The 20,511-nt window shown below is 50.4% G+C and carries 20 protein-coding genes; 5 read left to right on the top strand and 15 right to left on the bottom strand.

Annotated features, from left to right (window positions below):
• Positions 1–20: 20 nt before the first annotated feature.
• Together I8U18_RS09850 and I8U18_RS18205 are read left to right on the top strand one after the other, a co-directional pair.
• On the top strand, positions 21–1,049 hold the full coding sequence (locus I8U18_RS09850) for a tagatose 1,6-diphosphate aldolase (protein WP_033099912.1): 1,029 nt from the start codon (positions 21–23) through the stop codon (positions 1,047–1,049).
• A 173-nt stretch (positions 1,050–1,222) separates the two neighbouring features.
• The gene (locus I8U18_RS18205) at positions 1,223–2,476 is read left to right on the top strand and encodes an LOG family protein (protein ID WP_198064723.1); all 1,254 of its coding nucleotides are present in this window, start codon (positions 1,223–1,225) and stop codon (positions 2,474–2,476) included.
• Positions 2,477–2,534: 58 nt separating this feature from the next.
• On the opposite strand, the gene lgt is transcribed toward I8U18_RS18205, so the two are convergent.
• On the bottom strand, positions 2,535–3,323 hold the full coding sequence (lgt, locus tag I8U18_RS09840) for a prolipoprotein diacylglyceryl transferase (protein ID WP_033099910.1): 789 nt from the start codon (positions 3,321–3,323) through the stop codon (positions 2,535–2,537).
• 153 nt (positions 3,324–3,476) lie between these two features.
• Entirely contained in the window at positions 3,477–4,508 is a 1,032-nt protein-coding gene (locus tag I8U18_RS09835; RefSeq protein WP_198059228.1) for a CgeB family protein, read from the bottom strand.
• A 262-nt stretch (positions 4,509–4,770) separates the two neighbouring features.
• Here I8U18_RS09835 and I8U18_RS09830 point away from each other — a divergent pair, with 262 nt between their 5' ends.
• Positions 4,771–5,601 (top strand): 5'-nucleotidase, lipoprotein e(P4) family, encoded by an 831-nt coding sequence (locus tag I8U18_RS09830; RefSeq protein WP_033099936.1) that lies wholly within the window; start codon positions 4,771–4,773, stop codon positions 5,599–5,601.
• Between the two features lie 304 nt (positions 5,602–5,905).
• On the top strand, positions 5,906–7,441 hold the full coding sequence (locus I8U18_RS09825) for a protein kinase domain-containing protein (RefSeq protein WP_198059229.1): 1,536 nt from the start codon (positions 5,906–5,908) through the stop codon (positions 7,439–7,441).
• Positions 7,442–7,525: 84 nt separating this feature from the next.
• On the opposite strand, the gene I8U18_RS09820 is transcribed toward I8U18_RS09825, so the two are convergent.
• The 13 genes from I8U18_RS09820 to fni all read right to left on the bottom strand — a co-directional run bounded on the left by I8U18_RS09820 (position 7,526) and on the right by fni (position 19,815).
• Positions 7,526–8,884, bottom strand: coding sequence for a sulfatase family protein (locus I8U18_RS09820; protein ID WP_033099909.1), 1,359 nt, complete (start codon positions 8,882–8,884; stop codon positions 7,526–7,528).
• A 105-nt stretch (positions 8,885–8,989) separates the two neighbouring features.
• Positions 8,990–10,381: an alkaline phosphatase family protein gene (locus I8U18_RS09815; protein ID WP_033099908.1), complete on the bottom strand. Its 1,392-nt coding sequence runs from the start codon at positions 10,379–10,381 to the stop codon at positions 8,990–8,992.
• Positions 10,378–10,932 (bottom strand): adenylyl-sulfate kinase, encoded by a 555-nt coding sequence (gene cysC / locus I8U18_RS09810; RefSeq protein WP_033099907.1) that lies wholly within the window; start codon positions 10,930–10,932, stop codon positions 10,378–10,380. The genes I8U18_RS09815 and cysC overlap by 4 nt, the downstream gene beginning before the upstream one ends.
• Positions 10,933–11,047: 115 nt before the next feature.
• Positions 11,048–12,004, bottom strand: a complete 957-nt coding sequence (locus I8U18_RS09805) for a CgeB family protein (RefSeq protein WP_198064722.1) — start codon at positions 12,002–12,004, stop codon at positions 11,048–11,050.
• A gap of 4 nt (positions 12,005–12,008) precedes the next feature.
• Entirely contained in the window at positions 12,009–12,758 is a 750-nt protein-coding gene (locus I8U18_RS09800) for a glycosyltransferase family 2 protein (protein WP_033099905.1), read from the bottom strand.
• The gene (locus I8U18_RS09795; RefSeq protein ID WP_033099904.1) at positions 12,709–13,659 is read right to left on the bottom strand and encodes a glycosyltransferase; all 951 of its coding nucleotides are present in this window, start codon (positions 13,657–13,659) and stop codon (positions 12,709–12,711) included. Before I8U18_RS09795 ends, I8U18_RS09800 begins: the two co-directional genes overlap by 50 nt.
• Positions 13,660–13,670: 11 nt before the next feature.
• Positions 13,671–14,144 (bottom strand): dTDP-4-dehydrorhamnose 3,5-epimerase family protein, encoded by a 474-nt coding sequence (locus I8U18_RS09790; RefSeq protein WP_033099903.1) that lies wholly within the window; start codon positions 14,142–14,144, stop codon positions 13,671–13,673.
• Complete coding sequence (rfbD, locus tag I8U18_RS09785) at positions 14,123–14,980, bottom strand: dTDP-4-dehydrorhamnose reductase (RefSeq protein WP_033099902.1); 858 nt, start codon at positions 14,978–14,980, stop codon at positions 14,123–14,125. The genes I8U18_RS09790 and rfbD overlap by 22 nt, the downstream gene beginning before the upstream one ends.
• 2 nt (positions 14,981–14,982) lie before the next feature.
• Positions 14,983–15,972: a dTDP-glucose 4,6-dehydratase gene (rfbB, locus tag I8U18_RS09780; RefSeq protein ID WP_198064721.1), complete on the bottom strand. Its 990-nt coding sequence runs from the start codon at positions 15,970–15,972 to the stop codon at positions 14,983–14,985.
• Between the two features lie 30 nt (positions 15,973–16,002).
• On the bottom strand, positions 16,003–16,725 hold the full coding sequence (locus tag I8U18_RS09775) for a sugar phosphate nucleotidyltransferase (RefSeq protein WP_033099900.1): 723 nt from the start codon (positions 16,723–16,725) through the stop codon (positions 16,003–16,005).
• Positions 16,726–16,878: 153 nt separating this feature from the next.
• Positions 16,879–17,739: a cytochrome c oxidase assembly protein gene (locus tag I8U18_RS09770; RefSeq protein WP_052153991.1), complete on the bottom strand. Its 861-nt coding sequence runs from the start codon at positions 17,737–17,739 to the stop codon at positions 16,879–16,881.
• A gap of 70 nt (positions 17,740–17,809) precedes the next feature.
• Positions 17,810–18,562: a hypothetical protein gene (locus tag I8U18_RS09765; RefSeq protein WP_033099899.1), complete on the bottom strand. Its 753-nt coding sequence runs from the start codon at positions 18,560–18,562 to the stop codon at positions 17,810–17,812.
• A 209-nt stretch (positions 18,563–18,771) separates the two neighbouring features.
• A complete protein-coding gene (gene fni / locus I8U18_RS09760; RefSeq protein ID WP_198055788.1) occupies positions 18,772–19,815 on the bottom strand; it encodes a type 2 isopentenyl-diphosphate Delta-isomerase in 1,044 nt (347 codons plus the stop codon).
• Positions 19,816–19,942: 127 nt separating this feature from the next.
• Between fni and I8U18_RS09755 the strand changes: the two genes are divergently transcribed.
• Complete coding sequence (locus tag I8U18_RS09755) at positions 19,943–20,368, top strand: SRPBCC family protein (protein ID WP_198055787.1); 426 nt, start codon at positions 19,943–19,945, stop codon at positions 20,366–20,368.
• Positions 20,369–20,511 lie beyond the last annotated feature (143 nt).

Genomic DNA, 20,511 nt, shown 5'->3' with positions numbered 1-20,511 from the left:
CCCGATCGGGAGGGAACGCGATGGGTCGCCTGATGACCGAAGAAAAGTTTTCCTTGCTCTGCTCACTGGCCAATGAACGGGGAATTATTACGGCTACGGCGATGGATCAACGCGGATCACTGAAAAAGGCACTGGCTCAGTACAGTCAAAACGAGGTAACGGAAAAACAGCTCATTGCCTTTAAAACCTTGGTCTCGGAAATCCTTTCTCCCCATGCGAGCAGCATCCTGCTCGATCCCGAATACGGATGGCCGGCCGCGAAACAGCGCGCTGACAATGCAGGACTGATCATGGCTTACGAGCAAACCGGGTACAGCGCAGAAGACGAAAACCGCATGCCCGATCTGCTCCCCGAGTGGTCGGTTCTGCGCTTAAAACAGAGAGGAGCACAGGCGGTAAAACTGCTCGTTTACTATGATCCCGATGACCGGGAAGAAATCAACACCGTCAAGCAGGCGCTGATTGAACGGGTGGGCCTGGAGTGCAAAGCGTTAAATCTTCCGTTCTTTTTGGAACCGTTATGTTACTCCCGGCACATTCCCGACAGCAAGGGCATCGAATTTGCCAAAGTCCGCCCGCACAATGTAAGGAAAATGATGAAGGAATTTTCACGGCCGGCATACCATATCGATGTCTTGAAAGTGGAAGTGCCCGTAAATGTCCACTATGTGAAAGGACTGAAAGCGAACGAAGGCCATCCCGTCGCATACACTCTGGAAGAAGCGAAAACACTGATGCAGGAAGCCGCCGCAGCCGCCGAAGTGCCTTTTATCTTTTTAAGCGGCGGGGTGACGGATGAAGTTTTTATCGAAACCCTTGAGTTCGCCGGTGAAGCACAGATTCCCTTCTCCGGTGTTCTCTGCGGCCGCGCCTCCTGGCAAGACGGCATTCCCGTCTACGCCCGCCATGGGGAAGCAGCCCTGCGGGAATGGCTGTTAAACGTGGGAGTAAAAAGAGTGCAGAAGCTGAATGACGTGTTGCAAAAAAATGCCGTCGCCTGGTGGAATGTTTACGGAGGAAAAGAACGGTTAAACATTGTTGCCGGTTAATCCGTTGAAGAAGAGATGACCTGTGAGCGGCTTCCGTCAAAGATGCACCGGTGCCGGTATATTTTTTCTCACTTCGGCCATCATAGTACAACGGAAAACTTAAGGTTCAGCTGTCACGTAATTTCTCACCCCTTGAAAAAATCAAAATCGGCTAAAGTGAGGGTGTTTTTCCTGTGAAAAATGAGATCGAACTTCACGGCACCGTCTTTTTTGAACCGGCCACAGGAACATGGACCAGCTCCGGAACGGGATGGTGGATCGAAAAAACTTCGGGGCCTCACGCCAAAATCAGATTTGAAGAACGAATCAAATTTGCAAAAAATTTGGCCGACCCGCTGAAAACAAACAGCTACAGCCTATCTCTCAGCAACATCAGCCAAAACGGTCAGGTTGATGCTTACAATATCGATGAAGACGGATTTATTCTCAGATGGAAAGATTATTCCGCGGCCCCGTGCATCGCTTCTTTCTCTGTCGCCGGCAGCAAAGTCTCCTATGTGCCCAATGACCGTGCCCTGAGCAATGAAGACAGCGTGGCGGATATCTATGCCGCCGGGCTGTTGTTTGATTACGAGGCCAAGTACGGGGTTGTGACTGTCATGGGATCGGCCAGCATTTCATCTCACGAAAAAATCGACACCAGTCTGGAGATCCTGGGCCAGCACGGGAACAACTGGAAATCGGCGCTGGAAAATGAGCAGGACGAATTCAGCCGGCAACTTCTGCAAGACAAACTGGATCGGCTGCAAGTCAGAATGGACCGGCATCGGAAGATCAAGGAAAAAAGCGCCTCCTATTGGTATTCGGCCAAAAAGTTCGGCGAATTGTGGGGCAGGTATGCGGCGACGGAACAAGAGAAAGCGTTAGGTGGTTGCTATGTGCCTGTCTGTACGGGAGGAGGCCCCGGCATCATGCAGGCTGTCGCAGAGGGAGCGAGAAGCCAGAACGCGCATGTCATCGGGATTGACTGTCAGTTTGGCTATGACAATTTTTTCAACCTGCGCGACAGTTATTCCATTTACTCCAATCAACGGCTCAGAATGAACAATTTCTCCATCCGCGAAGGGGTCCTGATCAATTACTCCCACGTGATCCTGTTCTGGCCAGGCGGCTACGGCACTGCTTGGGAAGTGTTTGAAACCTTGTCCAAAATCTCCACCAAACATCTGAGAAGACACCGGACAAAAGTGATTTTTGTCCACCGGGAATATTGGGAACCGCTCTTCCGTTTAGTCGACCACATGCGGGAGTTCGGCACAATAAACAGCTATGGTGACCGAATCAAAATCCCCGGTGTGGATGACCGGTTGCCGGATGAAGCTTATATCGCCGAAGTCGTCGATACGCCCGAAGAAGCCTTTGCCAAAACGCGGGCATTTGTCGAAGAGCTTTACCGGCGGAATCAGCTGAGCTTGCGCAGTTATTAGGATAAAAAACAAAAAACGAAACACAGGGGTGCACCTGCGTTTCGCCTTTTTATCGCGATTAATTGTTTTCCGCTTTCCTGCGGCTGGCCAAAGCGAGGTAAATTCCCGCCAGAATGGAAATGAGAATGACGATGGCCGCCGTCCATTGCGCCGCTGTCCAGTGAAAAAGATAGCGCGGCGAATCCCCCCGCAGCATTTCCAGACAAAAACGGCCGGCATTGTACAAGATGCTGTATAGGAGGAAAAGATAACCTTTGGGCATCTTCTTCTGCATGAGGATGAGAAGCAGGGCGAAGATGATCACATCCATCTGCCCTTCCCACACTTCGGCCGGCCATAGCGGCTGATCCCCGTAAGTAGCCCGGGCCACGGTCCCCTCGGGATAAACCAGCCCGAAGTCTCCCCCGGTCGGGTCGCCAAAGGCATCTCCATTCATCAGGTTGGCGTCCCGGCCGATGCTCTGGCCCAGAATGAGCCCCGGAGCGCACAAATCAGCCAATTCCCAGAAAGAAAGCTGATGCTTGCGCACATACCAGAGGCCGACCAGAAGCGCCCCGACAACACCGCCCTGAATCGACAAGCCTCCATGCCAGATGGCCGGAATCTCCCATAAATTATTTTTATAATAGCCCCAGTCAAACAGGAAAACATGCCAAAATCGCGACCCGATGATCGCGCCGAACAGAACCGGAACAATCATATCAAGCAATGGCTCGATTAGATGATCCTTTTTTTGCAGTTTGGCCAGGGTCACCGTCACGCCGAGGCCGAGCAAAATCGCCAGCAAAAACAGGATGCTGTAGGAACGGATCGGAAAGGAACCGATGTGCCCCAAATATTGGTGCAATGTTTTCTCCTCCTTCTTTTACCTGGATCAAGGTGCCACGATTGCCTCGTTTCCCATATTAACACAGTGCCGGTCCCATTCTCATCCTTATTATTTGATCTGCCCGCCACAAACGGCTTCCGGCTGCAATCACAACTTATGTTCAAGCCGATTTCACAGACGCGCCGGCTTCGAACGGATCCCTTTTAATTGCGGATGGTTTCGCAACAGATGGAGCAGGAATTTCAACCGCATCACATAGGTGTGATCCTTCAGTGTACGGCGGTATGCGTTGGCCGCCATCTCCTCTCTCTCTTCATCATGGTGCAGGTAATAGCGGATTTTTTTCCGTAAATCATTTAATCCGCGGAATGTAGCCATTTCCGTTTGGGGATCGTATAACCTCTGCATGTCCTCGCGCCATGTGGCCAGTTGGAAGGCCCGGCAGGCCGCGATTTCAAACGTGCGGTTGTTGGGAGTGTGCGCCGGGATGTTTAACGGATTATCCTGACGGTCATTGGATGTGCGATGTATATTAAGTACAATTTTTGCACCATTGTAATATTTGACGACTTCCGAAGGGGGAATCGGCCGGTTATGGATACAGGCTTTCAGTTTGTCGTAGTTTTTTAATTTCTCCCACCACTGTCCGATGATCACCGTTTTGTGCCGCAGCAACAGCGGTGTCAATGTATCGAAAAAGTGGATGCGGACAGGGAAAGCGCTGCCGACAAAACAGATGTCGGACCGATATTTTTCCGGGACTTCCTGCGGGCAATATTTGTCCGGATTTACGGCCAGCGGGAGGTGAACTGCCGGTTTCCCCCTGTTTCGATAAAACCGGACGCTGTTGCTGTCCTGAGTCACCACAAAATGATAAGGCTTTACCAACTGTTCATGTGTCTTTAACCGGTAGGGATCATCCACCACCCAGACTCCGATCGGAATGCGGTATGAGCGCAACCGGGTGACTACTGACGCAGGCAGATTCGCTCCCCGGAAGGATAAAATCACATCAGGCCGGAAATTGCGAATCCGTGAAAAAAGCAATGAAGGATGCTCACGACGCAGCAAAAAGGAAGAGAAACGGAAATTGGGGAGGCTTTTTTCCATCTGGCGAAAAGCTTGAATGATGTTTTGATCCTCATCGGACAAATGATTCTGGAATGAAAACCCACATCCCGAAGAAATATAGAAAAGGCGCATTCATCTTCGTCCCTTTCCTTTCTATCTCATAAGCTAACATCATTTTATTTTCCCGCCACTCAAAAAGTGCGCTCCATCCTTGAAAATCCTCTTTTGTCCAGGGGTTCCCCTTCTTGCTTGTAATTCGCGGCCGGGGCAGAGATCCAGAAATCTCTCTTGGTGTCTCCTATCATCTTATGCTAATATTCACAAGTATCCTATAATAAAGAGAAGAAATTCAATATATAAAAAAGACGCCCAACTTGTGAAGGAGGTCAACATGATCAGCATGAAACAGCTCATTACCGCGATGGCCGCCTTTCTGGCACTTGGTCTGACCGCCTGCAACTCTTCCCTTCCTGCACAATCCGCAACTCCCCCCAAGGCTAAACCGGCGGCGACAATCAGCAGCCAACAGTTGTTATCCGACCTGTGGTTTCAGACTTCCGGGGAAGCAAAAGCGCTGTATTACCAGGGTTACAATATCGGAACGATGAGATTGGATCAGGCTCTGGACAAAGGGACAGAGAAAAAGCCGGCTGTCGTCCTGGATTTGGACGAGACGGTATTCGACAACAGCCCCTACCAGGCGTATACGGCAAAAGAGAATAAAGAATATCCCGACCAATGGGACAAATGGGTTGCCAGTGCCAAAGCAAAAGCACTGCCGGGTGCAATTGATTTTCTCAACCATGCCGACAAAAAAGGCGTTGATATTTACTATATTTCCAACCGGAAAGAATCGCAGAAAGAGGCGACGATCAAAAATCTTCAACTCATCGGCGCCCCGCAAGCGACGCCTGATCACGTTCTGTTGCAACAGCCGGAAGAGAAAGGGAAAGAAAACAGACGGCAGCAAGTTGCCAAAAATCATCAGATCCTGTTGTTCTTTGGCGACAACCTGAGCGATTTCAGCGGTTTTGAAGGAAAGGAGCTGACCGAAAGAAACGCGATGGTGGAGCAAATGAAAAGCCAGTTTGGCGACAAGTTGATCATCTTCCCCAATCCGATGTATGGCGATTGGGAAGGCGCCATCTATCATTTTGACTATAGTAAATCGGACGAAGAAAAAGATCAGCTCCGACGCAATCATTTAAGCGAGTTCCAACCTTAACTTTCCTCGTCCGGCCCGCAATGCATTTCCACAGAAAACCAGCCGATTTCCTTCGGGACTGTCCGGCTGGTTTTCGTTTTTAAAACACGCTGCCACCCGGATGCCTGATACGATCCCACCTGAATCCAAGGATTACCTGTATCGCGAATTGTCGCATTCTTAATATATATAATTTTATTAACAAAATGAATTTCGCTGACAAATTTTTTACTATTTAGAAAATCGAGTCGCAAAATTATATATTTTTCAAACAGTTTATGTATAATGTAGAGGTGTAAGCTATTTAAGAAAAAGGTGATGCCATTTGGAAGGAAAGCAGTTGGGTGGAAGGTATGAAATCCTTCAACACCTGGGCGACGGTGGCATGGCAAGTGTTTACAAAGCTAAGGACGTGCTTTTGAACCGGCACGTGGCCGTTAAAGTATTAAATGACCAATTAAGCAAAGATGAAGGATTTGTGAACCGTTTTTTACGCGAGGCGCAAATGGCCGGAAAAATGTCCCATCCCAATATTGTCAATGTCTACGACGTGGGACAGGAGGCACAAACTTATTACATCGTCATGGAATTTGTCGAAGGGCTTACCTTGGACGAGCTCCTGCGGATGCGCGGCCCTCTTCCCTCTGCCGAAGCGATGAAAATCGCCATGCAGATCTGTGACGGATTATCTCATGCGCACAAACACGGGATCATCCATCGTGACATAAAACCTCACAATATCATGAGCACACCGGACGGCCGCTATAAGATCATGGATTTTGGCATCTCCCGCCTGCTCGGTGCAACGACGCACTATACAAAAACGGGAACGGTTCTCGGCTCCGTCCATTATCTTTCTCCGGAACAGGCATCCGGTCATAAGGTAAGTTATATGTCCGACTTGTATTCGCTGGGCGTGGTTTTGTATGAACTGGTGACCGGACAAGTTCCGTTTGATGCCGATGAAATTGTGGCCATTGCATTGAAGCATATACAGCAGCCTGTTCCTGATCCAAAATCAACCAATCCACAGTTGCCCGACCCATTGTGCCACATCATACATAAAGCGCTGTCCAAAAAGCCGCAGCACCGTTTTCAATCAGCCGACCAAATGAAAAACGCCCTCCGGGAAGCTTTGCATGGCACATACCAGCCGGAAATTCCTTCGACAGACCGTGCAGGGGTGCAACGGCCGGCCAAAGCGAAGAATAAGAGAAAAGTGTTGCTGAGCGGTTCTCTCCTGTTTGTCATCATCCTGCTGTTCTGTTTGGGGTTCAACTTTGTAAACACCGATAACAACCCCCGTAAGCTCGGGGTAATCGCCGCTCCGTTTATCAATAATGAGGACACACAAAAAGTGGCAGAAGCCGCTCATAAAAAAATAAAATTTTCCGAAGAAAAGCCAAAGCACAAAACAATTGATGATCCAAACGAGACCAAACCGCAGCCGAAACAAGACGATGTGGATCCCCCTTTTTCGGACAAAGAGCCGCAAGCCCCCAAACCGCCTGAGGCCTCGCCACCCAAAAATCCGGACAACGACCAGGAACAAGATCCGCCACCTGCCCCGCCGCCGGAGGAACAAATTCCTGCGGTCAAGTATGTCGTGATCGCCGGCAAATTTGATAAACAGGAAGATGCGCAAAACCGGGTTAATCAGTTGAAGGAAAAAGGAATCGACTCCCGACTCTATCAGAAGAAGGAAAATGGACAAATCGTTTATTATGTAAACGCCGGCATATATGACAAACGGCCCGATGCGGATGCGAAAGCAGAACAAATCCATCAAGCCGGCTTCAGCGATGCCTACGTGAAAGAGATACGGACGCGTTCGGGTCATCCCCCGGCAAACAGATCTTGACACACGGATCAACACCTTGCGAAAGGAAACTTTCTTCACCATGTACAAGGAACCCACCTGATCTTGCAGATGGGTTCCTTCCCTTTAATACCCGAGTTCGCTTAAACGCTGTTTCACTTTCTCTTCATCCGCCACTGTCGCGCGGTGCAGTTTGACCTTTACCCCTTGTGCCAACGGATCTTTGCGCCTGTATTTTTGCAGCATTTGCTTCACCCATCGCTCCATCTGTCCCCTCAATTGTTTCGCCACCTGGGGATGTTGTGCGATCACATTTTTTGTTTCACCCCGGTCTTTTTTCAAATCATACAATTCCCATTTCGGATTTCCGTAAACATCCTTCTCATAGGAGCGGATCAGTTTCCAGCGCAAGGTTCGGATCGAGCGCTTCAGCTGCCAGTTGGCCTCACAGGAAACGACAAAGGGGCGAATCTGCTTCACTTTTCCCTGAATCAACGGCAACAGTGAACGCCCGTCAATCCTGCCGATCCCTTTCGGCTTCCTGATCCCGGCCAGATGCAAAACAGTGGGGAATATATCCGCATGCTGACAAAGAGGAGTAATGCGTTTATTCTTGGGCAGCCGTTTCGGGTAAGAAATGATGCAGGGAACATGAATTGTCGGTTCGTACAATCCGTGATGATCAAAGTAGATCCGGTGTTCCCCCAAACTTTCCCCATGGTCAGCGACTGCGATCAGCAACGTCTCTTCCAGCGTCCCCGTCTCTGACAACACCTTGATAATATCTCCGATCGAGTCATCCACCTGCTTCACGCTGCCATCATAGCGCTGGCGAATGCTGCTGGCCGGGAGACCGCTTTTATTGTATTTGTTTATAAAACTCCACAGTGGTTCCCGCATCACGGCTTTCAGGGAAGGTTCCTTCCGCACTTCCGAGACCGTGGCAGCATGCTTTTCAGCCCATTTGGCATAAGGCGGTTCCGGCATATAGGGGTAGTGCGGGTCCCAATAATGTAAAAACAGGAAAAAATCCGGTTCATGTGCGTGTTTTTTCAACCATGCGACCGCTTTTTGGCTGACCTCCCGCGCGGGCAAAGTCAAATGCGTTTCCTTATCCTCCGCCGGATCGATATACGTTTGGTATCCTTTTTTAAACCAGGCGCTGTTTTTGCCGGTGATGCGGTGATTGCAATCAACTGCGGCGGTCGTATAACCGTGTTTTTGCAAGATTTGCGCCAACGGAACCAACCGCGCGGGAATCGGAACGTGCTTCATATTGACAATCCCGTGCTGATGCGGATTTTTTCCCGTCATGATCGTGACGAACGAACTGCGGGTTACATTGTTTTCCGCGATCATGTTCTCAAACAAAACTCCCTGTTTCGCCAGGGAATCCAGATGAGGAGTGAGAGACGGTTTCCGGTTGTTGTAGCATCCCAAACGATCAGCTCTAAGCGTATCGATGGCAATCAAGACGATTTTCATCATCTCACCTGCCTTTAAGGTCGTTTCCCTTTTCTTAGCATATGAGTAACTGTCCAATTCGGTGTCGTTCCACGGGAATAGGCATTGGTTAGTTTTGCAGGCCGGCTAAACCGTCACGGCTTTTCCGCGCATTCCCGGCAGCGGCTTCAGACCGAATTGGGCGAGCAGGGTAGGCGCCACATCGGTAATGCGGATCGTTTCCAATCTGCCAGCCGAACCCGTTCCATTCCCTTTTTGTGTCATGATAAAAATGCCTTCATAATCATGGTTGGCTCCATCCGGTCCCGTATCATTTTCATAGATATAAACCTTGCCCAATCCAATTTTGCCGACGGAACGCCAGTAAAGGTCACCAAAATAGATGAGCAGATCGGGAGGAATATTTTTGGTGGCAACATAGCGTTTTTCCGGCCGGATCACTTTGGTGTGAAGCGGATTTCCTTCTTCATCAGTCAATTTTTTCAACTTTTGCACGATTTCTTTTCGCAGGGAGGGCAATTTTCCCGGAGGAATGATGCCTTGCGGCTCCCGGCCTTTGACGTTGAAACACAACCGGCCGTAATAGCCGCCGTAACCCCAGGCAACCGTCCTGCTCCAGTCGACGAGATCCGCAGAAAGCTCAGCCGGTCTGTGCACGGGTTTCCTTAATGTCAAATAGCCTTCCCGGATCAGCCATTCATTGATGCAAAAGCCGCCGTCCATCCGTTTCGCCCCATGGTCAGAGACGACAAAAATCCGCGTCCCTTCCGGAACCTGGTCAAGAAGTTCCCCGATCTTTTGATCGACAAAACGATAGTAATCCAATATCGCATTTTGATAAGGGGACTCTTGATAAAGCACATGGCGATCGTCCATGTATTGCCAAAAAGCGTGATGGATACGGTCGACCCCCATTTCGACCATCATCATAAAATCCCAGGGTTTATTGTTGATAAGCCAGCGGGCAGTATTGAAACGGGTGTCCGTCATCTGGTAGATCTGTTCAAGCAAGTCATCTCGCGGGCTGGTGCGAAAATTTTTCACATCGAAGCGATATTCTCCCACTTGTTCCTCGATCTCCCGTGCCAGTGAGGCCGGATAAGTGTAGGTTTCTGCATTTTCCGGTGTTAAAAAACAACTGATCAAATGACCGTGGATCGGTTTTGGCGGATACGACGGCGGAACTCCGATGACAATCGATTGATACCCGTTCTTCCCCAATATATCCCAGACACACGGCTCCTTTAACGAACTGCTGTCCACAATATGGATATCGTCATAGTCATGGCTGTTGCGGTTGCGAAAACCGTAAAACCCCAATTGCCCCGGATCTTTTCCCGTCATCATCACCGCCCACGCCGGCACGGTGATCGGCGGGTCGCTGCTTCTCATGCGTGCGAAAACGCCGGTATTGATCAATCGTTTCAAATGAGGAAGCACATTGAAATACCGGTCAAATACCAACGACGGCTCAGCGCAATCAAGTCCGATGACGAGAACTTTGGGCCGGGCCGTCATCCTCTCTCACCCGCCATCCGCGCCAGCAATCCTTTCTGCTCCAAAAAAGCAAGGACGCGATGCTTGCTTTCTTCCGGCGATTCCCGATCTGTTTCCAAAACCAGATCCGGATTGTCCGGTTCCTCAAAGGGATCATCCACTCCGGTGAAATGCTTGATTTCCCCGGCCAGCGCCCGTTTGTACAATCCTTTGACATCCCGGCTGATACAACGGGAAAGGGGGCACTTCACATAAACCTCCAGATATTCGGCAATGTTTTGGCGGCAATAATCCCGCATTTCCTGATATGGCGTGATAAAGGATGCCAGTACGATCACGCCATGTGTATTTAACAGATGGGCGATAAAAGCAGCCCGCTCGACATTGCGGAAACGGTCCTCCCGTGAAAAGCCCAAATCTTTGTTGATCACTTCTCTGAGCAAATCCCCGTCCAACAGTTGCACTTTCATCTGTTCCATTTGTTGCAAATGATTGGCAACCAGTCGGGCAACAGTCGTTTTTCCTGCCCCGGAGAGGCCCGTCAGCCACAAGGTAAAGCCTGTCTGTCTCATCCCTTCACCTCCGTTTCGGACTAATATATGAAAAAAACCTCCCTTCTGAAACGCCCTTCGCCCAGAATGGAGGAAGTTTAAGGAATGAAAACGGCCAGCCGATTCAAAGCAAATTTCACCTCACCAGTTTCAGTATTTGTCGCAGGCGGTGTTCATACTGATGCTCTTTTCGCGTTCGTTCAAAAGCACGGTGGGCAATCTTTTGACACAAGTGCGGCCGAGGGAGGTAAAAAGCGATTTTTTCCTTCAGCTCTTCCAGCGTCCGGTACGTAATGATTTCCTTTCCGGGCTGAAATAGCCGGCCCAGATCTTTTCTTTCATCCACCAATTGAAACGCCCGGCATGCCGCAATCTCAAACACCCGGTTATTCGGCGTGTCTGCCTTCACCTGATGCGTATTTTTTTGCAAATACGGATCATCATACGAGCGATGAATATTGAGAACGATCTTCGCGCCGTTGTAATATCTTCGTACTTCGTCCGCTTCCACCCATCCCCGGCGGACGGAAATGTTGGGCAGGTGCTGAAGGCGATACCATCCCGGACCGACCAGTCTGGTTTTGTAACGGAAAAGAAACGGAGACAGCTTGCGCACATCCTGCAATCGATTTTGAAATGCAGAGCCCACCAGCGCCAGATCACTGCGATAGCCTGAGGGAACCGTCTTTTCGGGATAATAGAGTTGGAGCGGTGCGGCCAGCGGCAAGTGAAATACCTGTGCCCTGGTTTTCTGTTTATACAGGGGGACAGCCTGGCTCTCATTGGTAAAAATCAGGTCAAATGCACCGGCTGTTTGCAAAGAGGAATCAATCGCATAAGGATCGTCTGTATACCAGATCGCCTTGGGAACGGGCAGATCCTGAATCCAGGCGGTTTCTTCCGGGCCCAGCCTTTCACCGAGCATGGCCAGTACCAGCCGGGGATCAAAGGGGCGCCGCTTCCAATCTTTTGTCAAACTTCCCGGCTTCAGCCAAAACAGCTGGTGTTCCATTTTTTTTAAAGCAGAGACAATGGCTTGATCAATCACGGAAAAAGGCTTTTTGACCGCGGACGGAATATAAGCGATCTTCACCCCGTCATCCCTCCCCCTCGGGAATCCGCTGCCACTTATCAATATAATAGCGCCGGTTTTGCGCCAGAATTTTGCGAAACTCATCATAGCCGTTTTTTCTGAAACTGGTGCTTCCGAAATGGTGAACATACGTATCCCCTGCCACCACCAGCCGGTAACCTGCCTGGCGCACGCGGTAACAATAATCATCATCCTCATAGGTTCCCAGACCAAAGCGCTCATCGAGCAAACCCACTTTTTGCAGGACTTCCCGCGGATAAACCAGGCAGAAACCAGATAAGCGAAGCGTGTCCCGCCAGCGATCAGGGTCAGTCCGATTAAACTGCCGGGAAAAGCGGAGAATTTTATCCACCGATCGCAGCGAAACGGCAATTTTTTGTTCAGGGATCACGCGGTTGGACACCGGGCCCACCAAACCGATCGATGAATCGCTCCGCAAAACATGGAGCAATTGAGTCAGCCAGCGGTACGACGGAAGCGTATCGTTATTGAGCCAAACCAAATACTCCCCCTTCGCCCTTTCCAGCCCCTGATTGATGGCGGCTGCAAAACCACGATTCCAATTATTTCGGATCAGGCGCAGAAACGGATACTGCCGGATCACCTCAGGGACTTTGGATGAACCGTTATCCACCAGAATCACTTCGCAGCTCTCCCTGGTAAACTTGCGGATCGCCTCAAGACAGCGGCAAGTCATTTTCCATTCATCTTTGTTCGGAATAATGATACTCGCGGTCGGTTTTTGTGCTTGCATCCCACTTCGCTCCAATTGTTTTTTGCACCAAATCATGCCCGTTTTGCCGAAATTGCTCCAGCAGCCCCGGATTGCGTGCCAGTTGGCAAAAGTAGTGGCGCAATTCCCTGAAAATGTTTTTTTTATCAAGCAATATTCCTGAATGAAGATGTTTTACCCATTCGCCGTGATCCCCGGTGTCATCCGTCATGACGGGAATCCGTTGGTACAAGGATTGAATATGGAGCGGTGCCAGGGACTGGCCAAATCCGCCAACCGTCAGCAACAGATCGGCAGCCAGCCATAATGCTTTCTCCTTCACCCGGCCGGAATGGACGGAAACAATCCGGTTCTTGGCAAATGAAGTGCGATCAGTGACCCATATCGCCTTAAACCGGCCATTCTCCTTTAATGCTGCCTGCAGTGCCTGAAATAACGACAAGCGGAAAGAAGCGGGAACCAGATTTTCGTCCACCCAGACACAAAGACGTTCACCGGTGCGGAGCAGTTTGCGCGCCGCCTTTCTGCCGGTCTTTCCCCTTTGCATCGCACGAGGCAGCGGATGAACCACCTTCGCTTGAACCCCGTTCCGGCGAAATATCGTGCCAAACGAAAGCGACGGGACTTGAACTTCATAAAGTTTAAGCAGGGGGAAAACCTTGCGTGCGGGCAGGCGATCAAAGGAAATCGTTACAGGAGATGATTGTTCCCGGCAGAGCTGCAAAACAGATTCGGGCGGGTTGTGCAAATGGAAACAGCCCGCTTCGGATTCCCTGAAGCGCATCGCCATCTCTTCGGCGGTATGCACGGAGAAGTGAACGGTTTTATCTCCCGACGGCGGGATAACTGGAAAACGGGCGGGCTGAAACGAGGGCGCAATGGATGATAAAAGGATCAAAACCGTTTGTTTAGCCTCCTCCATCTTCCCCACCCTCAGCGAAACTTGGTTTTCCAATCAAAGCCGATCGCAGGATCATCATACGGCAAGCGATATTCATCGGGATGATCGGGACAATATGCTTTGGTCGTAAAGTAAACGATAATGGCCGGTTTCGTTCCCAGCACGCGATAACCGTGAGCAACGCCGGATGGAATCAACAAAATCGACGGATTTTCCTCTCCCATGTAGAAAACGGCCGTCTCCCTGTAGGTCGGGGAATCCTCCCGCAAATCGTGCAAAACCACTTGTGCGTTTCCACTGGGAAAGAACCAAAGATCATCCTGCTCTTTATGATAATGAAACGCTTTCACCACTCCGGGATAGGTCATGGACATCGATGCTTGACCAAACCTCCGCAGCAGGCCCTCATCCTCGCGCACGATTTCCATAAATGTTCCCCTGTCGTCGCAATATTTATTTAACTTTTTCGACACAACCCCTTCAATCACGGCTTTAATTCCCTCCATTCCTCGAAGAATTGTGCCAGCCCTTCTTTCCAGTGAGGCATCGGGAGCATCCCCCATTTTTCCATTTTCTCTGACCGAAGTACCGAACAGGCAGGGCGAATCGCCTTGCGCGCTAACTGTTCGGAGGATATCGGTTCGATTTTGACATCGTATCCGCCCAACCGGCAGATCTCCACGGCAAAGTCAAACCAGGAGCATTGGCCGCGATTGGCCACATGAAAAATCCCCCGGGCTGAAGAAAACAGAAACTGTTTGATCCTCTCCGCCAGATGACCTGCATAGGTGGGACTACCCACCTGGTCGCAAACCACGGCCAACGACTGTTTTGCTTCCGCTTTTTGGATGATTGCAAGAGGAAAGTTGGCCCCGCCGATGCCGTAGAGCCAGGATGTGCGCAAAATAAGATGGTCAGGGCAATACTCCATCGTCCATTTTTCGCCCAACCGCTTGCTTTTTCCATAATGATTGAGCGGGTTGGGCAAATCGGATTCGGTATACCCCTCTTCTCGATTCCCGTCAAAAACGTAATCGGTGCTGATGTAAATGAGACGAATTCCTCTTCTGCCGCACTCCGCGGCGAGATTGCGCGTGGCTTCTCCATTGATTGCATAGGCCACATCCGGATGGATCTCACTCTCATCCACCCGGGTGTAAGCGGCACAATGGATGATGACATCCGGCATCTCCCGATTTAACAGACGTTCGGTCTGATCCGGCTCGGTCACATCCCATTCCTGTCGGGTAAAGCCGGCAACGTGAATCCGGCTGTCATTTTCCAGGCACCGAATCACCTCCTGTCCCAGCTGCCCGCCGGCTCCGGTCACCACCGCTTTCACCCTTAATCCCCCCTTTCGCTTCTCCGCCGTTCAATCGACTCCCACCATTCGGGATGAGAAAGATACCAGTTGACGGTTTTTTCCAATCCTTCCCGAAACGGGACAGAAGGCTCCCAATTCAATTCACGCCTGATTTTATCGGTATCAAGCGAGTATCTGAAATCGTGGCCGGGACGATCTTCCACAAATTGAATCAATGAAGTGGATTTGCCCATCAGCTCGCATAAGCGCCGGGCCACCTCCAGATTGGCTACGGTATGTTCCGCGCCGATATGATAAATCTCCCCGCATTTTCCCGCTTTTCGCACCTTCTCAATCGCCCGGCAATGATCGCCGACATAAAGCCAGTCCCGTTCCTGCCTGCCGTCACCGTAGAGGAGGAGCGGTTCTGAGCGAAGCAAGCGCCGGATAAAACAGGGAATCAATTTTTCCGGATATTGATTCGGCCCGTAATTATTGGTGCATCGGGTGATGACCACCGGAAAGTGGTAGGTATGAAAATAAGACAAGCAAAGCAGATCCGAGGAAGCTTTGGAGGCCGAATAGGGATTGGAAGGGGCCAGCGGGGCATCTTCACCCGCTTTTCCCGCAGGGATGCTGCCATACACTTCGTCCGTGGAAATGTGCACGAATTTTTGAACGCCGGCGCGCCTCGCTTCCTCCAATAAATTAAAAGTGCCCAGCACATTGGATCGGATAAAAGGTTCAGCACTTTTTATGCTTTGATCTACATGGGTTTCCGCCGCAAAATGCACAATAAAATCAATCTTGTATCCAAACAGCTCCCGCACTTGCCGGCGATCTGTCAAATCAGCTCGCACAAACCGGTAGCGGGGATCTTTTTCCACTTCTTTCAGATTCAACGGATTGCCCGAATATGTGAGTGCATCGGCATTGATCACCTCGATAGCCTCTTCCCGATGCAAGAGATGGCGAATATAATGACTTCCGATAAAACCGGCTCCTCCCGTCACCAAAACCGTTTGCTTCATGGTTCCCGATTCCTTTCACCAAAAGACGTTTTAAAGTTCATAGCGGACATTGGCCGCAAACTGATTTGCACGAAGCAATGATTCCTGTGTCCCTGCATCCGTCCACCATCCCTCCAGCACATCAAAGGTAAGCGCTCTTTGCCGGATATAAAGATTGTTCACATCCGTGATCTCATACTCCCCGCGGCCGGAAGGAGTCAAGGTGCGGATAAAGGAAAAGACTTGCGGATCATACATATAAATCCCGGTCACACACAGGGAACTTTTCGGCCTCTGCGGTTTTTCCTCGATGGAGACAATCTGATCCCCGCAAATTTCGGCCACGCCAAACCGCTCCGGGTTGTTCACTTTTTTCAGCAAAATCTTGGCTCCCGAACCCTGACTGGCATAAGCTTCAACATAAGGCTTTAAGGAATCTTCAAAGACATTATCCCCCAGCAAAACCACCATGCGGTCTTCCCCGGCAAAATCTTCGGCCAGCGACAGCGCTTGCGCAATCCCGCCGGGCTCATCCTGCACCTTATAGGTAAACCGGGTGGAAAATTGTTTTCCGCTGCCGAGCAATCTCACCACATCCCCCATATGTTCGACACCGGTCACGATGAGAATATCGCGGATGCCGCATTCGACGAGTTTATAAACAGGATGATAGATCATCGGATAACGCCCGACGGGCAATAAATGCTTATTGGTGATCTTTGTCAGCGGAAATAATCTTGAACCCGTTCCACCAGCTAAAATGATTCCTTTCATCCGTTCCACGTCCTCAACTTGTAATGTTCTCCCCTGTAAATTATTCGCCTGCCCGTCAAAACGTCACATAACAAAAAACACCGGGCCGCTTTTCGCCCGGTGTTCGGTTTCTTATTCAGATCAGGCATGAAGCTTTTCCTGCGCAACATCCCTTTACTCCTGCCTGGACAGAACATGCCCCTGTTTTTCCAATTCCAGCTGCTCCCGCTCATCCTTCTCGCGCTCCAATCGAATCCACTTGACAAATACGAGCCCGATGGCAAAGATATACACGATTTCCTGGACCACTTTCATGATCACGCCGCCAAGCTGCTGGTCATGGAGGGGGGACATGAGCGGCAACATGTGCGACATCTGGGAATACGTCGGGTACAGGATGCTGTCCGTAAAGGTGATCATGGCGCACGGAGGTGTCAACAAAACGCCGTTTCCAAAGATCAGCGCCAGCTTTAACAGCGGCTTGAGGCGATCCATCCCGGGCACCGGTCCGATGATCGGCCACCACATGCACAGGGAAGCAAACAGAATCAGCGCATGGGCAGCGTTATGTCCGGCGTGGGATGACATGATTGCTTCAAAGATGGGCGGCACATGATAAATCCACATCAGCCCATTAAAGAAAAACATCGAGATGACCGGTCGGGTAAAAAAGGCTATCAGCCCGTGAACCCCCGGAAGGCGGACGACCGGATCAAGCAAATACGCCGGAATTCCCAGGAGCAACAATGGCGGTGCGACAAAAAACATGAGCGACATCTGGAGCATGTGCATGCTGAAAAGCTCATGTGTCAACAGATCCAGCGGACTTCCCAGCGAAAAATAAGTAACGATCAGCCCCAGCAAAAAGCAGATCTTTTTCCAGACCGGAACCGCTTCTTCTCCTTTCAGCCTGTTCCGGAAAGGGCCTGTCAGCAATAAATAAGCCACGGCGATCAGCAAAAAGATGAGGTTTAATGTATAATCCCAGTTTTCGGGATAAAGAAATATTTGAAAAAAAGTCTCCTCAGCCGTCATCGCTCCCACTCCGTTTCAACGATGCTATAACCTATCTTACCACAAATTCTTTTTCTTCACCCCGCTTTCCTCATTCCTCTGCCAGCTTGCCGCTCAGCCAAAACTCCCCGCAGACGATGCCCTCCTCAACGGGCACACCCGCCATCAGTTCCGGATCTGCCACAACATCGATGGTTCCGCCCAACGTTTTGACGAGCAGATACCAAAACTCTGCTCCCGTCTCGGGATTTTGTTTTTTCTCAGCCTCAAGCACTTTTCCGCTGAAAAAGGCAATCGCTTCCGGGTCCTTGTCATTTTCGACAAACATCCCGATCGGAACGAATGATTCCGCTGCATACATCAGCCCACCGCTTTCCTGGGCAAGAAGATAATCTTCTTCATCGATAAAACATTGCAACCGATGGGCAAATGCAGCAATTTGTAGATTGACCGACCTCGGAAACGGTTTCAGAGCCAAAAACGAACCATATTCCGGCGGATCAAACACAAAGGGAAAATCGCCGGTCATCTCGCCGAAATGGCTGATTTCATGTTTCACCCAGGCGAGCAAAGTAATATCGAGCGGGTATTTCGACCCCGGATAAAAATGTTCCAGTGTCGCCTTCATGCGTCCTTTCCCCGCAAAATGCGGATGGCAGGCGAATACCTTTCCTTCCTCATCCAGGGGCAAAATCAGCTCAATCTCTTCCGACACCTTCCATAAAAGATAGCGGCTCTGTTCATTTTCCCTGCTTTCCGCCATTTCATTACAACGCTCCAAAAGCTGAACCCATTCTTCATCACTTTCCACACAAAAACCGATACTGCTGTAATGGCTGGCCATTCTTATTCTCCCTCTAGTAATGTAAAAATATAAAGTCCGATTCTATTTTAACATGGAAATGGCATAATAAGGTCATTATTTGCAAAATTTATCTTGAATTCTTTGCGACTTTAAGAGGATCCGGGTTAGCCGGAGAACCCCATTGACCAGAGAGCGGTTCTGACTCACTCGGAACCAGCCGGGCAATGGGGTTCGAAACCTGTTTCACATCAATCCCGGGCAGCGGTAAGCCTATTTGTTTTTTTCAGCTCTGTCACATCGGCCACACCGATCCCAAACATGGCCAGTTTCAACTCCAATTCGATCTTTTCCAGACGGGCAACCATGGCATCAGCCGATTTCCGTGCTGCTGCCGGCAAAAGCGACCGGCCGAATCCGGCCAGATCTGCTCCCAGCGCGATCGCTTTGGCCGCATCCACCCCGGAAGAGAGTCCGCCGCTGGCAATGAGGAAACCTTGCGGGACTTTTTTTCTGATTCCGATCAGACAATCGGCTGTGGGAATGCCCCAATCAAGAAAGGATTCTGCCGCTTCTTTTAACAGCGGTTTTTTAGAGCGGTATTTCTCCACCTGGATCCATGAGGTTCCCCCCGCGCCTGCAACATCGATAAACGCCGCGCCCGCATTATAAAGCTTAACGGCCAGATCTCCATCAATGCCGCTCCCTACTTCTTTGATTCCCACCGGCACCTCAAGCGCCCGGCAAACCTTTTCGATTTTGGAGAGCAAGCCGCGAAAGCGGGTATTTCCCTCAGGCTGAAACACTTCCTGCATCGGGTTAAGGTGGAGAATCAGCGCGTCGGCTTCAACGATCTCCACCAACCGCCGGCAATCGTCAACACTGACGCCATAATTCAGCTGAACCGCACCCAAATTGGCCAGCAGCGGAATATCCGGCGCGACCGAACGCACCTGAAACGTCTCCGCCACCTCGGGATATTCAATGGCCGCCCGTCCGGAGCCGAGCCCCACCGCCCATCCCCTCTGCTGGGCGGCCACAGCCAATCTCTTGTTGATTTCGCCTGTCTCTTTGGTTCCTCCGGTCATGGAACTGATCAGCAGCGGCGCCTTCATCCGTTTGCCGAGGAAGCGGGTCGAGAGGGAGATTTCGGAAAAATCGATTTCCGGCAACGCCTGATGCAGAAAGCGGTACCTCTCAAATCCGGAAGTCACCTTTTTCCCGGTTACGTCCTTATTTAAAGCGATTTCGATATGTTCATTTTTGCGTTTTGGCGTTTGTTTCTGCTCCAACATGAGAATAATCCTTTCTAAACAACCTTGTATTTCTTTGCTATTGTACGTCAATTTTCGGGGCAAAACAAAATATGTACCCGCCTGGCCTCCCGCCTTTCTGCAAAATCTCATCCTTGGAGGAAGAAACATGGAAAAACAAGGACAACATACACTGCCGGATATTCAGCATACTTCCGTTTTCAATGCTCCGATCAATAAAGTATGGAATGCCGTCGCTACATCGGAAGGCCTTGCCGCGTGGTTTATGCCAAATGACTTCCAGCCCGTGTCAGGCCATGAATTTCACCTGAATGCAGGGCATTTTGGCATGTCCCCTTGCCAAGTGACGGAAGTGGATCCTCCTCACCGCCTTTCTTTCAACTGGGGCAAAGACTGGAACATTACTTTTGAATTAAAAGATCTTGACGGTCAAACCGAAGTGACGTTGATCCATTCCGGCTGGGATGCCGATCAGGTGACCGAATTCGGGGAACCGCACACGATTGTGCGCAAACGTATGGATCAGGGGTGGGCCCGGCTGTGCCAAAAATTGGGTTCGTATGTTGAGGGGTGAAATCACGATTTCCCCCGTGTCTGCGCTGAGGGGCGCGCTTCATCTCCTCCACTTGAAGTGAAGCCCCGGAACAATGCGAAAAAGCCGGGGCAACCAAATCACATTGGAATATGACGAAAATTCAGGTCTTAATCTTGATTGAT

This window comes from Thermoactinomyces sp. CICC 10522 (assembly GCF_016055075.1).
Taxonomy (GTDB): Bacteria; Bacillota; Bacilli; order Thermoactinomycetales; family Thermoactinomycetaceae; genus Thermoactinomyces_A; species Thermoactinomyces_A daqus.
This window is presented reverse-complemented; position numbering and strand designations above follow the sequence as displayed.